Origin of the sequence: Slackia heliotrinireducens DSM 20476, from assembly GCF_000023885.1 — a bacterium.
Classification (GTDB): Bacteria; Actinomycetota; Coriobacteriia; order Coriobacteriales; family Eggerthellaceae; genus Slackia; species Slackia heliotrinireducens.
In genome coordinates this window covers 2,534,671-2,551,693 of record NC_013165.1, presented here as the reverse complement: position 1 = coordinate 2,551,693, position 17,023 = coordinate 2,534,671, and the positions used below count along the sequence as shown (strand labels likewise).

General features: G+C 61.4%; 15 protein-coding genes. 10 read left to right on the top strand and 5 right to left on the bottom strand.

From position 1 onward, the window contains the following. Positions 1-14 precede the first annotated feature (14 nt). The 3 genes from sppA (at position 15) to SHEL_RS11270 (ending at position 4,596) form a co-directional block, all read left to right on the top strand. Complete coding sequence (gene sppA / locus SHEL_RS11280; protein WP_012799410.1) at positions 15-1,163, top strand: signal peptide peptidase SppA; 1,149 nt, start codon at positions 15-17, stop codon at positions 1,161-1,163. A gap of 13 nt (positions 1,164-1,176) precedes the next feature. Next, positions 1,177-3,195, top strand: a complete 2,019-nt coding sequence (locus tag SHEL_RS11275) for a class I tRNA ligase family protein (RefSeq protein WP_012799409.1) — start codon at positions 1,177-1,179, stop codon at positions 3,193-3,195. A 150-nt stretch (positions 3,196-3,345) separates the two neighbouring features. Further along, the gene (locus tag SHEL_RS11270; protein WP_012799408.1) at positions 3,346-4,596 is read left to right on the top strand and encodes a class I SAM-dependent rRNA methyltransferase; all 1,251 of its coding nucleotides are present in this window, start codon (positions 3,346-3,348) and stop codon (positions 4,594-4,596) included. Here the strand turns inward: SHEL_RS11270 and SHEL_RS11265 are convergent. Together SHEL_RS11265 and SHEL_RS11260 are read right to left on the bottom strand one after the other, a co-directional pair. Then, a complete protein-coding gene (locus tag SHEL_RS11265) occupies positions 4,563-4,760 on the bottom strand; it encodes a hypothetical protein (RefSeq protein WP_041422577.1) in 198 nt (65 codons plus the stop codon). The two genes, SHEL_RS11270 and SHEL_RS11265, sit on opposite strands and share 34 nt — an antisense overlap. A gap of 183 nt (positions 4,761-4,943) precedes the next feature. Further along, on the bottom strand, positions 4,944-5,366 hold the full coding sequence (locus tag SHEL_RS11260; RefSeq protein ID WP_012799407.1) for a hypothetical protein: 423 nt from the start codon (positions 5,364-5,366) through the stop codon (positions 4,944-4,946). Between the two features lie 392 nt (positions 5,367-5,758). Here SHEL_RS11260 and SHEL_RS11255 point away from each other — a divergent pair, with 392 nt between their 5' ends. The 5 genes from SHEL_RS11255 to SHEL_RS11235 all read left to right on the top strand — a co-directional run bounded on the left by SHEL_RS11255 (position 5,759) and on the right by SHEL_RS11235 (position 10,867). After that, positions 5,759-7,033, top strand: coding sequence for a transglutaminase domain-containing protein (locus SHEL_RS11255; RefSeq protein ID WP_012799406.1), 1,275 nt, complete (start codon positions 5,759-5,761; stop codon positions 7,031-7,033). A 12-nt stretch (positions 7,034-7,045) separates the two neighbouring features. Beyond that, positions 7,046-7,795 carry a TatD family hydrolase gene (locus SHEL_RS11250; protein ID WP_012799405.1) on the top strand — a complete coding sequence of 250 codons (750 nt, stop codon included), beginning with the start codon at positions 7,046-7,048 and terminating at the stop codon, positions 7,793-7,795. A gap of 237 nt (positions 7,796-8,032) precedes the next feature. After that, positions 8,033-9,343, top strand: coding sequence for a Cna B-type domain-containing protein (locus tag SHEL_RS11245; protein ID WP_012799404.1), 1,311 nt, complete (start codon positions 8,033-8,035; stop codon positions 9,341-9,343). 586 nt (positions 9,344-9,929) lie between these two features. After that, on the top strand, positions 9,930-10,370 hold the full coding sequence (locus SHEL_RS11240; RefSeq protein WP_012799402.1) for a LytTR family DNA-binding domain-containing protein: 441 nt from the start codon (positions 9,930-9,932) through the stop codon (positions 10,368-10,370). A gap of 23 nt (positions 10,371-10,393) precedes the next feature. Next, the gene (locus tag SHEL_RS11235) at positions 10,394-10,867 is read left to right on the top strand and encodes a DUF3021 family protein (RefSeq protein WP_012799401.1); all 474 of its coding nucleotides are present in this window, start codon (positions 10,394-10,396) and stop codon (positions 10,865-10,867) included. A gap of 317 nt (positions 10,868-11,184) precedes the next feature. Here the strand turns inward: SHEL_RS11235 and SHEL_RS11230 are convergent, their stop codons facing one another. The 3 genes from SHEL_RS11230 to SHEL_RS11220 form a co-directional block, all read right to left on the bottom strand. Further along, entirely contained in the window at positions 11,185-13,158 is a 1,974-nt protein-coding gene (locus SHEL_RS11230) for a DEAD/DEAH box helicase (RefSeq protein WP_012799400.1), read from the bottom strand. Positions 13,159-13,348: 190 nt separating this feature from the next. Then, the gene (locus SHEL_RS11225; protein ID WP_012799399.1) at positions 13,349-14,140 is read right to left on the bottom strand and encodes a dimethylarginine dimethylaminohydrolase family protein; all 792 of its coding nucleotides are present in this window, start codon (positions 14,138-14,140) and stop codon (positions 13,349-13,351) included. A 231-nt stretch (positions 14,141-14,371) separates the two neighbouring features. Next, complete coding sequence (locus SHEL_RS11220) at positions 14,372-14,749, bottom strand: phage holin family protein (RefSeq protein WP_012799398.1); 378 nt, start codon at positions 14,747-14,749, stop codon at positions 14,372-14,374. A 294-nt stretch (positions 14,750-15,043) separates the two neighbouring features. Between SHEL_RS11220 and SHEL_RS11215 the strand changes: the two genes are divergently transcribed. Together SHEL_RS11215 and SHEL_RS11210 are read left to right on the top strand one after the other, a co-directional pair. Next, the gene (locus SHEL_RS11215; protein WP_012799397.1) at positions 15,044-16,354 is read left to right on the top strand and encodes a circularly permuted type 2 ATP-grasp protein; all 1,311 of its coding nucleotides are present in this window, start codon (positions 15,044-15,046) and stop codon (positions 16,352-16,354) included. Next, positions 16,336-17,013, top strand: a complete 678-nt coding sequence (locus tag SHEL_RS11210; protein WP_012799396.1) for an alpha-E domain-containing protein — start codon at positions 16,336-16,338, stop codon at positions 17,011-17,013. Before SHEL_RS11215 ends, SHEL_RS11210 begins: the two co-directional genes overlap by 19 nt. The last annotated feature ends 10 nt before the right edge of the window (positions 17,014-17,023 follow it).

Below are 17,023 nucleotides of genomic sequence, written 5' to 3'. Positions count from 1 at the left end.
TTTAGGAGGCCATTATGGACAACTATTACGGAACGCCTCAGGACAATTCTCAGCCTCAGGCTCCGCAGCAACCCCAGGCAACGCCGCAGCCTCAGCCGGCCCAGGCAGCGCCTCAGCCCCAGCAAACGGCATACAACCAGTACGCGCAGGCAACCTATGCGCCCCAGCCCCAGGCTCCTTTCGCGCCGACGGCTTCGGGTGCGGCGGCCGCGCCCCAGAAGAAGTCCCACACGGGCCTGATCGTCTTCGGCATCGTCATGGCGGCCGTGGTCGCGCTGCTCATCGGCGCCATGGTGTCCTGCTCCCAGATGGTCAACGAGTTCTCGTCCCTGGGCAGCTACGGATACGGCGAAACGACCACCTACGGCGATACCGTCGCGGTTATCGACATCGACGGCACCATCCAATACGACGGCACCACCAACAGCCCCGAAGGGTTGCGCGATGTGCTGACCCAGGCCGAAGAGGATGACAACATCAAGGCCATCGTGCTGCATGTGAACTCCGGCGGCGGCACGGCGACGGCGGGCGAAGAGATGTCCCTGCTCGTGGCCGACTGCACCAAGCCCGTGGTCGTGTCCAGCGCTTCCATCAACGCCAGCGCCGCGTACATGATCTCCAGCCAGTCCGACTACATCTTCGTGAACCACACCACGGCCATCGGCTCCATCGGCACGGTCATGCAGACCTATGACGTGTCCGAACTCATGGAGAAGCTGGGCGTGGACGTCATCAACATCGCGTCGGCGGAGTCCAAGGATTCCAGCTACGGCACGCGTCCTTTGACCGATGAGGAAATCGCCTACTATCAGGACCTGGTCGACAAGATCAACGCCCAGTTCATCGGGCTTGTCAGCGAAGGCCGCGGCATGGATGTCTCCGAGGTCCAGGCTCTTGCCACCGGCATGGAGTTCACCGGTGACGACGCCGTGGACAACGGTCTGGCAGACGAAGTGGGCACCTATGACGACGCCCTAGCCAAGGCAGCCGAACTGGGCGGTATCGAAGGCGACGACTACGATGTTGTGAACCTGTACGTGAGCGGATACGGCGACATGTCCGACCTGCTGGGTCTCATGGGCTATTCCTCCAACACCAAGATTTCCGCTGAAGACCTGATCGCAGCACTCGAGCTGCTGCAGTCCCAGGGAACCATTAAATAGAAAGCAGCGAGTCATGACCTACGTCTCCAACGTGAAGTGGCCTGCCCGTGCCGTCGTGACGGCCGGCATGCCCTACGGCAACAAGAAACTGCACTTTGGCCACGTGGCCGGCGTCTTCGTGCCCGCCGACAGCTACGCCCGCTTCTTGCGCGACCGCCTCGGCGCCGACAACGTGATCTTCGTATCCGGCACCGACTGCTTCGGCTCGCCCATCGAAGAGGGTTACCGAAAGCTGGTGGAAAACGAAGGGTTCGAAGGATCCATCACCGATTACGTGCAGGGCAACCATGACGCCCAGAAGGCCACGCTGGATTCCTACGACGTGGAGCTGTCCATCTACGAGGGGTCGGGTTTGGGCCATGCCGGCGAGGTCCATCAGGAGATGACCAACCGCATCCTGCACCGCCTGCACGAGAACGGCCATTTGAGCCTGCAGTCCACGCTGCAGTTCTACGACACCGAGGCGGGGAAGTTCCTCAACGGCCGCCAGGTGCTGGGCCACTGCCCGGTGCAGGGCTGCAAGTCCGAAAAGGCCTACGCCGACGAATGCGATCTGGGGCACCAGTTCAACCCCGAGGACCTCATCGGTCCGAAGAGCGCACTCACGGGCACCACGCCTGAGATGCGCCCGGTGGCCAACTGGTATTTCGACCTGCCGAACTTCCGCATGGAGCTGCGTCAGCTCAACGACGAGACCTCGGCCGACCCCGAAATCCGCCAGGTGGTCAGCAAAACCATCGGCGAGTTCTTGGGCGCGCCGGTCATCTACATCAAGAACGAGCTCGAGGACAGCTACCGCGAACTGGCCGGGCAGATGCCGGCGCACACGTTCCACGAGGCCGAAAAGGGCAAGCAGTCCTTCACTATCGAGTTCGAGACCATCGAGGACCGCGACGCCGCCCGCGACGTGCTGCTGGGTGCCGGCATCAAGATCCGCACCGGCAAGGCGCTGGTGCCGTTCCGCATCTCCGGCAACGTGGAGTGGGGCGTGAAGGTCCCCGTTATGGAGGACGTGGAGAACCTGACCGTGTGGTGCTGGCCTGAAAGCCTGTGGGCGCCGATCAGCTTCACCCAGACCGTGCTGGATTACCGCGGCCAAGGCCCCGAGGCCTGGCGCGACTGGTGGTGCTGTCCCGATGCGGAGATCTACCAGTTCATCGGCCAGGACAACCTGTATTTCTACGGCGTGGCCCAGCCCGCCCTGTGGATCGCGCTGGAAGACGGCGACGCCCGTCTGGTCCATGCGCCTGCGGGGCAGCTGCAACAGAGCCGCCTGATCGCCAACCACCACATCCTGCTGGGCGACAAGAAGGCTTCGTCTTCTGGTGCCGTCAAGCCGCCCTCGGCCGACGAGCTTCTGGACTACTACACCGTCGACCAGTTGCGCGCCCATTGGCTCGCGCTGGGTCTGGATCAGAAGTCCGTGGGTTTCAAGCCCAAGCCCTTCGATCCCGACGAGAAGAAGCGCACCGACCCGCGCGTGGCCGACCCGGTGCTTAAAGAAGGCACCCTGCTCACGAACGTGTTCAACCGTCTGGCCCGCAGCTGCTTCTACGAGGCCCAGAAGAACTTCGACGGCATGATGCCGCTGGGCGCCCCGAGCGAATCGGTGGTGGCCGAGGCCCATCGGGTCATGGCCGAGTACGAGCAGCTCATGCACCGCGCGTCGCTGCACAACGTCATGAACCTGATGGACGAGTTCATCCGCTTCTCCAACAAGCATTGGACCAGCGGCATCAGCGCGGCCGAGGCGTCGGGCGATGCGGCCGAGCGCCGTCAGGTGCTGGTGGACAGCTTCTTCCTGCTGCGCATCTGCACGCTGCTGATGCACCCCATGGTGCCGTCCGGCTGCCGCAAGATCGCCACGTACATGAACGTGGACGAGGCGAAGCTGTTCTCCTGGAATGCGGCCTTCGACGCCAACGACGAGCTGTGCACGGCCGAAGAGGTCGCCGCAGGCGGGCATGCCGTTGTGGAGCTGCCGCCGCGCACGGACTTCTTCGCCCGTCACGAATCCCAGTTCAAGAAATAACCCGCCGTCATCCCGCACTCGATGGGACAAAGGGGACTGTCCCCTTTGTCCCATTTTGTGTCAGTAGGGACGTTTCCTTTTGACACATTTTTGAGTCAGTGGGGACACTTCGACGCTGGCACATGCAAGACATTGACTATAGGAGCCATCATGAAATCAAGCAGGCCGTATCCACGGGCGACCATCACCCCGAAAGGCGAGCGCGCCATCGTCGCCGGGCACCCTTGGGTGTACGAGGCGGAGGTCGTCTCGCTTGAGGAAAGCGACGCGCCCGACGCGCTGCCGCTGACGAACGGCTGCTTGGTGGATGTGCTCAGCCGCAAAGGCGCCTACCTCGGCACGGGTCTTCTGTCCGAAAGCAGCAAGATTCGCCTGCGTCTGATAACCCGCAATGCAAACGACCGCTTCGATCAGGCGTTTTGGGAACGAAAAGTACGCTGGAGCTGGGAGTACCGCAAGTCCGTCATGGGAGCGGACGTCTCCTGCTGCCGCGTGGTGTTCGGCGAAGCGGACGGTTTTCCGGGGCTGGTTGTGGACCGGTTCAACGACGTGCTTGTCACGCAGACGCTCACCTTCGGCATGGAGCAGCTCAAGCCGGTCGTCTTCCCGGTGCTGGCGAAGGTGCTGAGCGAAGACGGGGTGGCGCTGCGCGGCATCTACGAGCGCAACGACGTAGCCACCCGCAAGCTGGAAACGCTTGACCAGTCCTGCGGATGGTTCGATTTGGGCGGCGTGTCCGCTGGCGGCGATACGACGACCGAGATCTGCGAGAACGGCGTGCGCTACCAGGTGGATTTCGAGAACGGCCAGAAGACGGGCTTCTTTCTGGACCAGAAGTACAACCGCCGCGCCGTGGCGGCCCTGGCTTCGGGCAAGCGGGTGCTGGACTGCTTCACCCACACGGGATCCTTCGCGCTCAACGCCGCTGTGGGCGGGGCCGAGTTCGTGAATGCGGTCGACGTGTCGCAGCTAGCCATCGACCAGGCCCGGGCGAACGCCCGGCTCAACGGCTGCGAGGACCGCATGGCGTTTACCTGCACGAACGTGTTCGACCTGCTGCCGCAGATGGAAGAGGACCGCGACCACAGCTACGACTTCATCATTTTGGACCCGCCGGCGTTCACCAAAAGCCGCAAGACCATCGGCTCGGCTTCTCGCGGTTACAAGGAGATCAATTACCGCGCCATGAAACTGCTGCCACGCGGCGGTTATCTGGCCACGGCGTCGTGCTCGCACTTTATGGATACCGAACGGTTCCGCCGCATGCTTGTCGAGGCGGCCCACGATGCGGGTGTGCAGCTCAAGCAGGTGGAGGAGCGCCAGCAGGCGCCCGACCATCCCATTCTGTGGGGCGTGCCGGAGACGGACTACTTGAAGTTCTTCATTTTCCAGGTGGTGTAGCGGGGAGCCAACGCCTCGCGAACCGCAGCTTTCAGGGCAGTCATCGGGCTGCGTTTGTCGGGCACGGGACGTTCGATTTCCGGCGTGCGCGCCCGGTAACGCCCGTTTTCGCCCATGACGTTGTTGCGGCTGAAGGCGGACGGTATGTTCATCTGCTGCGGCATGGATTCCTCCCTCGCACAGGTGCAGCGGGCAGTGTTCCCGCTGTTCAGCCACAACATATCAGCATTTTTCCGAAACGGTGCGACGTGTGCGGTTTGTTGCCGCGCAGCCTGGAATCCGTTGTCGTGCGATGCCGTTTCGTTGCCGATTCGAGGAAAAGTTCGAAGCTTTCGGGAGGACGTCGGCTATGCGGCTATGCGGCGATATCCGCGCACCATGTTGATGCCGCAGGCGGTAAGCGCCGCGCCCAGCCCCACGTAGAAGAACGCGATGAACCAATCGGGCACAAGGCCGCTCAGGCGCAGCGATGCGCCCAGCGCGATCATGAACGCCATGATGATGTAGCCCTTCTTGTCGAGAAAATGCCACAAGGGGCTTTTGTCGGCTTCGATGGCGGCGATGCGGTTCGTGTGCTTGCCTGCATAGGGGGTGAATATACGCAGATGGAATACGGAAAACACCGCAACCGCGCCGATGGCCAGCAGCAGCCAGACCCACCAGGCGCCCGTAATCTGGGTAAACGCCCTGGCGCCCACGATGAGCACGTTTATGCCGGCGATCGCCCAAACGGCACCTGCGATGATCAGCAGCTTTTTCGAGTTTATCATTGCGTATCCCCTTATATTAATTGTAAGCAATTCAATTGTGCACAATATAATAGAGCATGGTGCATGGTCGGTCAATACGATGGGCCTAGATATGTCAAACGTAGATATATGAGCAAGATATGTCTACATATGCCGGGCGCCGGTGTGGAAAGGTTCGGGCGCCCAGGCCTCTTTCGAGGTTTCGGGAACCCTCAGTCCTGAATCCTCACTCGTCGCCCGAGGCACGTCTGGGCCGCTTCCGGGGTTTCGGAAACCGTGCTTTCGCGCTGGTTCTTCAGGAGATGCCGGCTCCTTCGAGGAAACGGGCCTTGCATCCTATGGTATAAGAAGTGGACGAACGGTTTTCGGCGGCATGCCCGCCGATGCGGATGGCTACTGACGACAGGAGCGGTATGGCGCGCGAAAAACAAGGATGCGGCTGCGGAGGGTGCCTTCTGGCACTGCTCCTGGCGGCTTTGGCGGGATTCGGACTGTTCGCTGCCGCCGAGCTGGGCCTGCTTCCCTTCGACCTTCCCGAAATCGACACCTCCGATGTTTCCGGCATGGTGGACCGCTTTGTGGAAGGTCCGGTTGCGCAAGAGGAGGAGAACGCGATCGACGACTCCGTCGATATGCAGCTGGACGCCTCGTCTGCGGAGTTGTACGCCTATTCCCAGTTAAGCGAATCCGACCAGGAACTCTACAGAATCGTGCTGGACGCGATGCAGTCCCGCGAGCCACGGGACCTTCCCGAAATCACGATGTTCGATCTCACCCGGATCCGCGAGCACATCATGGCTGACCATCCGGAAATCATGTACCTTGACGCCATGGAGCTTTCCACCCAGACCAATTCGGCGACCGGCGAAGTGGTCAAGACCACGGTGACCTGCCATTACTCCATGAGTGCCGAAGAGTACGAGGCCACCATGGAGCAAGTCGATGCCGCAGTCGCCGAATGCTTGGCGGGCCTGTCGGCCGACACGGACGACTACGAGAAGGCCAAGTACGTGTTCGAATGGATTGCGCTCAACACCACCTACGACCAGGCCGCCGCGGAGCGCCTGGACGGGGTAGATTCAGAAACCGCATCCGACGGGTCCAACGGCCAGACCATAGCCAACGTGATGCTGGACCACACGGCCGTGTGCGGCGGGTATGCGCGGGCCTACCAATATATGTTGCAGCAGATGGGCATCCAATGCGCCTACGTGACGGGCACGGCCAACGGCGGAGCGCACGCCTGGTGCGTGGCGCTGCTGGACGGAAACTACTATTACATCGACCCCACCTGGGGCGATCCTCAGTTCCTGTCCGAGGACGGCTCGGTGGCGATGGACGGTTTCATCAACTACGACTACCTGTGCGTGAACCTTTCGGATTTGCAGACCACCCATGCCGTCGGGCCTTTGGTGGTCATGCCGCCCTGCAAGAGCTACGACGACAACTACTATGTGCGCGAAGGGCTGTGGTTCGAATCTGCCGACTACGACCATGTTTCGCAGGTGTTGGCGAATGCGCTGGACAGCGGCCAGGGTTACGTTCAGTTCCGCTGTGCCGACGAATCCGTCTACAACACCATCCTGAACGACTACATCGTTGCCGGGGATATCCTTTGGAACCTGGGGCTGACCCAGTACTCGTATTCCTCGTCTGACGACCTGCATTCCATCATCGTGTCGTTTTAGCAGGTCGGACTCATGATTCGTTTAGTTGACATGCATTGCCACCTGGATTTCGCGGGAAACGCCGTAAAGGCCGCCCGCGCGGCGGAAGCTGCGGGCGTGGCCATGTATTCCTGCATGGTTCATCCTGCGGGCTACGACGAGCAGGTCGAGCGCCTTGCCGAGTGCGAAAACGTGCGGGTGGGGCTGGGGCTGCATCCCTGGTGGGTTGCGGACGGCCGTGCCGACGATGCGGACGTCGCGGGTATGGTGTCGCGGATTTCCGACGTGCGCTATGTGGGCGAAGTGGGCCTTGACTTCGGAAAACGCCATGGTCGGCGCATCGACGCGCAGGAGGCGGCGTTTACGGCGGTCGCCCGTGCCTGTGCGGAAAGCGGCGGCAAGCTGCTGTCCATCCATGCGGTCAAGTCGGCGGATGCGGTGCTGGACATTCTGGAGCAGACGGGCTGCTTGGAGGCCAATGATTGCATTCTGCACTGGTTTTCGGGAACATCGCAGGAGCTGACCCGCGCTGTGCGGGCAGGCTGCTGGTTCTCGCTGGGCGCGCCCATGCTCTCAACCAAACGCGGCCGTGCCTACGCCAAGGCGATTCCGAACGATCGCCTGCTGCTGGAAACCGATTGGCCAGGCGACCCCGTTGCGGACATGGATATAGAAGACTACCTGGCCAAAGCTGAGGAATCCGCAGGTCTCGTGCGTGACATCCTCGGCGAAGATGCGCTGGCTCGCGCAGCCGAATCGAGCCTGCGACTGCTGGATATGTAGCCGGGCGCCTTCGCCCAGCGTTCGCTCGGGCGGCGCGATGCGTGCGCGAAATAAACCTTGGGATGCGGCGCTTTCGCCCTGCGGGCTCGGGGGCGTGATCCGCACACGATAACTACCCGGGGATGCAGCACCTTCGCCACGCCTGCATGCGGGCGGCGCAACCGAGAAGCCCTTTTCGGCCCCTTCCTACGCGCGGGTGGTACAATCAACGGACGCGTGTTGAAAAGGAGGTGGGCGATGGAACGCAAAAGCAGCGTGGCATACGGGCGCATCGCCCTGATTCTGGCCCTGATTTCGGCCGTGTTTGCGTTCGTTTCCTTCCCCCAAGTCGCGTTGGCCGACGAGGCCGACGACGACAAGGCGGGCATCGACCTTACGGTCACGAAGGAGTTCACGGGCACGGCGGCCGATCTGATAACCGATGACGAGCTGGCCACCGTCACCTTCGAACTTCTCAAAAAGGACGACGAGGGCGCCTTCACCTCGGTGGAGAAGGTGCCGTACAGCGATTTCGAAGACGGTTCCTATACCTTTTCTGATGTTGAGGCGGGCAGCTACCGGCTGGCCGAAGGCGGTGCCGAGGGGCTCGCGAAGCTCCACGGGTGGGAATTCGAACAGACTTGGACCTGGGACGACGGATCGTCGGCTGCCGATTTCGATATCTCGGATGCCGACGTTGAGGAAGGTGTGGCGCCCCGCGCGACCGTGGTGAACCGCTACGACCGGCAGACAACGGAGGTGACGGCCACGGTGCGCTGGCAAGATGCGGCAGGCGCAGCGATGGTTTGGCCCGATGGGGAAGAGGTCACCCTTGATCTGTATGTGTTGGAGCCCGTGGGAAACGTGTATGCGATAGCTGACGATGCCGAGCCGTTGGCCAGCGTGACGCTGGACGGGCAGACCGACGCGGCGGGCGAGGCGAGGTCGGGCGCAGCGGTTTTCAAGGGCGTCGACCGCTACGATGCCAACGGAACCGTTCGCTATGCAGTTGTGCAGCGGGATGCCGTCCATGGTTACGAGGTCCGCTACGGCAACGATGCTGCAGCGGAATTCGCAGCTGTTTCTGAAGGTTCCGCCCTGGTGGTTGACCGGGCTGAATCCACGTCTTTCACCCTTGATGTGACCTGGGACAACGCACCGCACGGCACCACAGCGACAGTGCACCTGTACGCGTACGCGGCAGGGCAGGGGCCCGCTCAAGCGCAGCTTGTGGACGAAGCAGACGCCATCGTGCTCGACGGCGTGCCCGACGATGCAGGCGAGTCGAAGTCGTGGCAAGCGGCCTGGGATTGCCTTCCGGCCTACGATGCGGACGGCACCGGGCTTGTCTACATCGCTCGCGAAGTCACCTGTACATCGGGCTGGATGCCCGTGTACGCAGAAAGTGTGGATTACGCCTCTGACCAGGGTGTTATCGACCACGTGCGCGACCCGTACGCGCTCATGAGCGACAATCCCTGGATAGCCCTTCTTCTTGCAGCATCGGTTCCCGTGCTTACCTGGCTCACCGTCCAGATGCACCGCTTCCGCAAACGTGCCGCCAAATAGTGGGACAAAGGCAAGTGTGTCAGTAGGGACGTTTCCTTTTGACTCATCGGTATCGTTTTTTATGTATTTGGTCAAAGGGAGCCTTCTCCCTTGTCTTTCGATGCGTCAGCAGGGGCACTCCCGTGCTATTCCAACCTGCTCCTCTGGCCCAAAACTCGATTCTGCGCCAAGAAAAGCAAGAATGGGGACTATCCCCCTTGTCCCATTTTCTAACCGGACCGTGTCGGTCCAACTTTCCGCACCCCCGTCCTTGGACAACGGGGACGTAGCCCATTGTCCCGCATGACAATGGGGGGAGGGGCTGTCCCTTTTGTCCCATTTTATTACCCCGCCAGCATGCACATAGCCTGCATGGCGTCCACGGCCTCACGCTTGGACTCCATGTTTACGAGGCCAAGTAACGCGAAAGGCCGCTTGTCGAAGCTGACAAACGGCCTTCGCATCGATGTCTATCGTAAAGTCAACCGACATCGGTACAGCTCAAGCACGCTACATGCAGCTTGGTCATCCTCAGACGCACCTTGGTTTAACGCCGCCCGAGGCGGCACGGATGGCATGTAGAATGCTACTCGTCGAAAGGAATGCCATGAAGATAACGATTGACGAGCGGCCGGAAGCGAACGACATCGAGGTCGCAATCGTCTGCAGAAGGACGGACCGGCAGGTCCTCGACATCGTCGCCAGGCTGCGCATGTTCGACCGCAAGGTCACGGGGAGCGCGGACGGAAGCACCCACGTGGTGAACGCCGAAGACATCCTCTACGTGGAGTCGGTAGACAAGCGCACGTTCTTCTACACCGCCGAAGATGTGTACGAGACTGCGCTGCGCCTCTATGAGATGGAGGAACGCCTGGAGGGATGCGACTTCCTGCGGGTGGCCAAGGGCTGCGTGGTGAATTTCCGCAGGATCGCCTCGCTGTGCCCGGAGATGAACGGGCGGCTCGTGGCGACCATGGACAACGGCGAACAGGTCGTCATATCGCGGCAGTACGCGCCGGACGTGCGCCGTAAGCTCGGAATGCTGTAAACAGGATGAGAAGGGAGCCCAAAATGACACGCAAAGACGTCATCGACACCGAGGTCCGCACGCCCGCGGAGAACGCCAGGGGCTTCCTGGTTACGCTCTGCGCCTCCTTCACGATCCTCATGGTCGTGTGCATGGCCCTTGGGACGGTATTCGCAGATGAGGAGTCGAAACGGGGCATCATGTACTGCTGGTCGCTGCTCGGCGCCTGCGTCTGCACGGCAGCGCTGCAGTTCGTCTTCTTTACGCCTGTCGTCATCAAGCGCATGGTGTATCCGCTGCGCCTGTTCCTGTTTGGAATCTGCCTCTACGCCGTGCTGGCTGTGCTCGCCGTGACGATGGGGTGGTTCCCGACAGACATGGCCGGAGCCTGGGCTTCGTTCACCGTCAGCTACCTTGTCGCGCTCGCGGTTGTGACTGCCGCCTACGCGGCAAAACACAGGCGTGAGGAACGCGCCCTTAACGAAAAGCTCAATGAGTATCGGAGAGACAACGGCTAGGGTGCATCGGATCTGATGCCCTCTAGAAGGAAAGCTGCCTATCGGTTGATGGACGGCCTTCCTTCTTGCTGTGTGGGTTCGGACCGACTCAGCGGCTTGAGCTTGCGGTACGGTGGGCCTCCGTCACTCACGAGTGTGTCAGTAGGGACGTTTCCTTTTGACACAAAAATGGGACAATGGGGACTGTCCCTTTTGTCCCAATTTTGTGTCAGTTGCAAACGTCCCTACTGACACACAAACGTCCCTACTGACACACCAGGGCCATACAAAAACAAAAAAGCGAAGGAGCGAATCCTTCGCTTTTCGATTACGGGGTGTTACCGGCGTCCGCGGAAGTTGCCGGAACGCTCGCTGCCACGGCGCCCGCCGCGGTTGGCATCGGAGGCGTGTCCGCCGCCCGAGCCGCGGCCTACCTTGCTCTTGAACGGCTTGCGACCCTCGTTGCGGGACGCGCCGTCGGTGCGGTGCGTGGGGCGCGTGCTCTGGGGGCGAGAGCTCCCGCTGCGCTTGCCGCCGCGTCCGCCGCGGTCGAAGCGTTCGTTGGAATGGCGGTTGAACCGATCGTCGCCGCTGCGATCGTACCGGTAGCGCTCTTCGCCGCGGAATTCCTCGGAACGTCCGCCGCGCTCGTCGCGCTTGCCGTGGCCGCCCTTGGCACCATTACCGCCTTTGGCGTAGCCTCGGTCTTTCTTCTTGCCATGACCGCGGTCGTTGCGGTCGTCGCGCTTCTGGAAGGAGTCCTTCGATCCGCGGCCCGGCTTGGCGCTCTTCTTGTCCTTGGACTTGAAGGAGTCGCCGTCCTTGCCACCGACGAAGGCAGCGTAATTGTAGGTGTGTTCGCCGGTGTTGCGCTTCATAGGCATGCGGCCGCCCTGCATGAACTGCTCTTCGGCGTCGCGACCCTCCTGTTTGCGAGCGCGCTTGGCTTCGGCGTTGGTCTCGTTGCCCTTGCGCTTCTTCTTGCCACCCTTGGGTGCGTCGTCGCGGGCGCCTTCGCGGTCGTCGTGCTTGCGTCCGCCCTTCTTGCCGCCGCGGTCGTCGTGCTTGCGACCGCCCTTCTTGCCGTTCTTCTTGTCGCGGTCCTTACGCTTGGGTGCGTGCTCCTCTTCAGAAGCCGCCAGCGCATGGTCCTTGCCTACAGGCTCGTAAGCGTCTTCGCCGGCCTTGAACTCCATGACCTGGATGTCTTCGCCGATGAACTTCTGGATGCTGCGGAGCAGGTTCTTGGTGTCCGGGGTGACGAAGGACACCGCGTATCCGGCCACGCCTGCGCGGCCGGTGCGGCCGATGCGATGGACGTAATCCTCGGGCATCATGGGCAGGTCGTAGTTAACGACGTAGTCGACTTCGGGCACGTCGATGCCGCGGGCAAGCACGTCGGTGGCCACGATCACGTGGGTCTTGCCTTCGCGGAACCGTTCCAGAGCGCGCTGGCGCTGGGCCTGGCTGCGGTCGGCGTGAATGGCTTCGGCGCCGATGCCGATTTTGCACAGGCGACGGGTGCAGTTGTCTGCTCCGCCCTTGGTCTTGGTGAAGACGATGACGCGGAAGCCGCCCTTCTCGCGTATGAACGCGTTCAGCAGCGCCGGCTTCTCGCGACGGCCGGTCCAGATGATGTATTGGTCGACCAGGTCGGCGGTGTCGCCGCGGTGGCTGATTTCGATGATTTCGGGGTGGTTGAGCAGCGAGAACATGACCTTGTCTTGGCTGCGGTCGATGGTCGCCGAAAAGAGCAGCGTCTGGCGCTCCGACGGCGTTGCGTCGACAATCTCGCTGACCTGGGGCCAAAAGCCCATGTCGAGCATGCGGTCGGCTTCGTCAAGCACCAGCACCTGCACCAGGTCAAGGTCGGCTTCGTGCTGGCGCATGAGGTCCAGCAGGCGTCCGGGCGTGGCGATAATGATGTCGCAGCCGGAGCGCAGCTTCTTGATCTGCGGGGTGTAGGACACGCCGCCCAGCAGCGTGACGACGCGGTGGTTGGTGCGCTTGGCGATGGTTTCGCACACCTCGGAAATCTGCATGGCCAGCTCACGGGTGGGCGTGACGATGACCATGACCGGGCCTTCGCCCTTGCCGGCGTAAGGCAGCTTGTCCATGGTGGGCAGCGCAAATGCTGCGGTTTTACCGGTGCCGGTCTTGGCGGCCGCGATGAGGTCGCGACCCTCCAGCACAACGGGGATGGCCTGCTGTTGGATGGGCGTCGGCTCTTCGTAGCCGAGGTCGTAGACGGCAGCAAGCGCAGTGGCCGAAAGGCCAGATTCGTCGAACGTAGCTATGGTATTCTCCTTCAAGCGGATTGGTAAAACAGTCGAGGTTATCGATTCGAGTGCCTCATTATGACGTGCTAACTGGGAAAATAGTGTTGGAACACGGTTAATCCACGAAGTTGTGGTGGTAAATCCGCACACGGGGTTTTGCCAGGAGCATGAAAAAACGCCGACGCGGGTGCGCCGGCGTTGCGAAAACGAATGTCAGGCGGGGTTAGTCCTCGTCCACCCAGAAACGCAGGGACAAGCAGCTCAGGCCGCCGTCGATCTTACGGTATTCGGAGGTGTCGGTGACGATGACCTCGTAGCCCAGGTCACGAACGGCCTGCTCGACGGTGGGGTAGCCCTCAGGCACGATGACCTTGCCGTTCACCCAGATGCAGTTTGCGCCGTAGGCCTCTTCCTCGGGCACGATGACCTTGTTGTACTGCTCGAACTCAGGCTTGGTGATGAACTCGCCGGAGACCAGCATGTTGTTGTTCTCCAGGTAGTTCACGCCGGTCTTCAGATGCAGCACCAGCTCCAGCGGCACCTCGACGCACTTGAGGCCCCAGCCTTCCAGAATCTCGGCGAACTGGCGGATGCCCTCTTCGTTGGTACGGGCGGATTTGCCCACGTAGAAGGTGTCGCCGACCATCATGACGTCGCCGCCCTCGAGGGTGCCGGGGGCCACGATATGCTTGATGTGCTCATCGTCGAAGAACTTGCGGATGGTGGGCTCCATCTCCTTGGCCTCGCCGTTGCGGCTGCCGGCGCCCGGGTTGTCCATAATGGCGCCCTTACGGGTGATGACGCAGGTGTCCTCGACGAAGCAGGAGTCGGGGTATTCCTCCAGGGCCGGAAGCACGGTGACTTCCACGCCGCACTGCTTGAGGCACTCGATGTAGGCGTCGTGCTGGACGATGGCCTTCTCGTAGATGGGTTTGCCCAGTTCAGGTGCACTGGTGATACCGTCGCACAGCGATTTGCCGGGACGGCGAACGATGACATGGTTGAATTTCGTCATGGAGAAAACCCTTTCACTCTTTTCTTGTTCATGCGAAATCGACGGGTCTGCGCGGTTTCCCGCAGACCGTTCTCCATTGTAGTCCTTCCGTTGCAAAATGGGACTGCGAAGCTTTCGAAACATGTCCATTTTGGAATACGGGACGAATGGGGCAGAAGCGACGCTGCTCTAACGGCTCAACGTAAGCTGTTGCGTAGGGAAGGGGCCGCACTCCGCCGAAACCTCGCGCGGCTAGCTTTTCGCGTTCTTCTCCAGGATGCTCTCCATCAGCATGGAGACCAGACTGATGATGATTGCGGCGCCAAGGGCCGATCCGAACGACAGGATGTAGATGCCTGTGTCGAACAGGCCGTTTGCCAGCCAGTCAGCCAGCTGCAGGACCAGGGCGTTCACCACGATGGAGAACAGGCCCAGGGTGACGATGGTCAGAGGCAGGCTCAAAAAGCGCAGCACGGGCTTGACCGACTGGTCGAGCAGCGTTAGGACCAGGCCTAACAGCGCTACGGAAACCCAGGTGGCGGCGCCTTGCGCGATGGATATGCCCGGCACGATCCAAACGGCGGCGGCGACGGCCACGGTGGTCACCAGCCAACGGGTGAGAAACTGCATCGTACGCTCCGATCCTCGATTGGGGAAATTGACCTGTCTGCATAGCATCGCACATTTTCTCGCAATCCGCATCCCCGGTACGGGCAACGGCAACTGCGAAGGCGCGCGGACGCAGGATTCGTACTGCCCTGGCGCATGCGGAGCGCGTCGGGGCGCCTGCGGATCTATGCGCGTCAATTCTCGGAAAAATTTCGCATACGACGTGGTGAAACGTCTTTATGTGGAGGATAATGCACCCGTGCGCGTCGCACTGCTGGGCGCGTTGTCGGCAGTCGGACATCGATGGGGGTTCATATGGAGAAACTCGTATCCCATACCGCCCGTATCAATGATCAGCTTGCGCGCTATGGCGTCAAATTCGGCATTTACAAGAACGGGACCTTCAACGAGAGGCTGTTCCCGTTCGATGCTATCGCGCGCGTCATCCCAGCGGATGATTGGCGAAATCTTGAGCGTGGCCTGGCTCAGCGCGTGGATGCGCTGAACGCATTCCTTAAGGACGTGTACGGTCCTCAGGAAATCATCCATGACGGCGTGGTTCCCGAGGACTTCGTCGTTTCTTCGCCGGGGTATCTGGCGCCTTGCGTCGGCCTTGTACCGCCGAAGGGCATCTACAGCCACATTTCCGGCATCGACCTGGTGCAATCCCGCGAGGGCGACTGGTTCGTTCTGGAAGACAACCTGCGCGTGCCCTCCGGCGCGTCGTATCCGCTGATCAGCCGAGGCATCTGCCGCATGTGCAGCCCTGAGACCTTCCGCACCAACGACATCGTCGACAATCGGGGATACGGCGCCATGCTCCGCGAGGTCATGGACAACGTGAACTGCGGCGGCATCAACGTCATCTTCACCCCGGGGCGCTACAACGCAGCCTATTTCGAGCATTCCTATCTGGCCGAACAGACCGGGGCCGTGCTGGCCGAGGCCGGCGATCTGTACGTGGACGACGAACGCGTCTACTACCGCGGCTTCGAAGGCGACCAGCGCGTCGGCGCCATCTACCGCCGCATCTCCGACGAGTATCTGGACCCGACCACCTTCCTGCCGGAAAGCGTCATCGGCATCCCGAACCTGATGAGCGCCTACCGCGCGGGCAACGTGGCCGTCATCAATGCGCCGGGCAACGGTGTGGCCGACGACAAGGGCATCTATTACTTCGTCCCCAAGATGGTCGAATACTACCTGGGCGAGAAACCCCTGCTGCATAACGCCCCCACATACCTGCCGTTTTACGAGGACGACCTGGCCTATGTCATGGACAACTTCGAGAAGCTGGTCATCAAGGACACTGCCGAGGCCGGTGGCTACGGCGTGGTGTTCGCGGCCAATATGGAGCCCGAGGCCCGCGAGGCGCTGCGCCAGAAGGTGCTGACCAACCCCCGTCGCTGGATCGCCCAGGAGGTTGTGGACTTCACGGAGCTGCCGGTGCACCTGCCGGAAGGCGACGTGCCCCGCAAAGCCGACCTGCGCGCGTTCGTGCTGACCGGCCACGAAACCAAGGTATGGCCGAGCGGTCTTACGCGGTACTCGCGCGAGGCCGGCAATGCCATCGTCAACTCGAGCCAGGGAGGAGGGTTCAAGGACACATGGATTCTGTCGCACTAAACAAGCTGGACCGGTTGTTCTGGCTGGGCCGTTACATCGAACGGACCCTTATCGAAATCGAGATCATGCAGCAAGTGTACGACCAGTGCATCGACGGGCCCGCGTTCGATTACGCTGGGTTCTGCGAGAATCTGGAGATTCCCAACGTGTACGCGGACTCGGACGACTTCATCAAGCGTTTCCTGTTCGACCGTAATGACCCATACTCGGTCATTACGAATCTGAACTGCGCATACGACAATGCCATCGTGCTGCGCGAAAGCATCTCGTCCGCGTCGCTGTCTTACATCCAGATGGCCGTGAACCTGATGGACGCCGCCGCCAACGGCGTGGCCCCCATGCTCGAGCTGCAGTCGGTGACCGACATGCTGTATGCGTTCCGCGGTTGCAGCGACGACTCCATCCTGGAGACCAGCAGCCGCTATACCCTGAAATGCGGAAGCAGCGTGGAGCGTATCGACATGTACGTGCGCCTCAACTATCATCTCGAGAACCTCGACCGGGAGTTCTCGCGCCTGAACCACCGCCTGCAGCGCACGCCGCTGCGCCGCGACGGCAACAAGCTTATGCTGCTGCTGGGTCTGGCTCCGAATCCCGATCCGAAAAACAACCGCAAGATTCTGCTGGACTGCGTCGAAGGCCTGTTCATCGACGTGTAAACGAATCTGC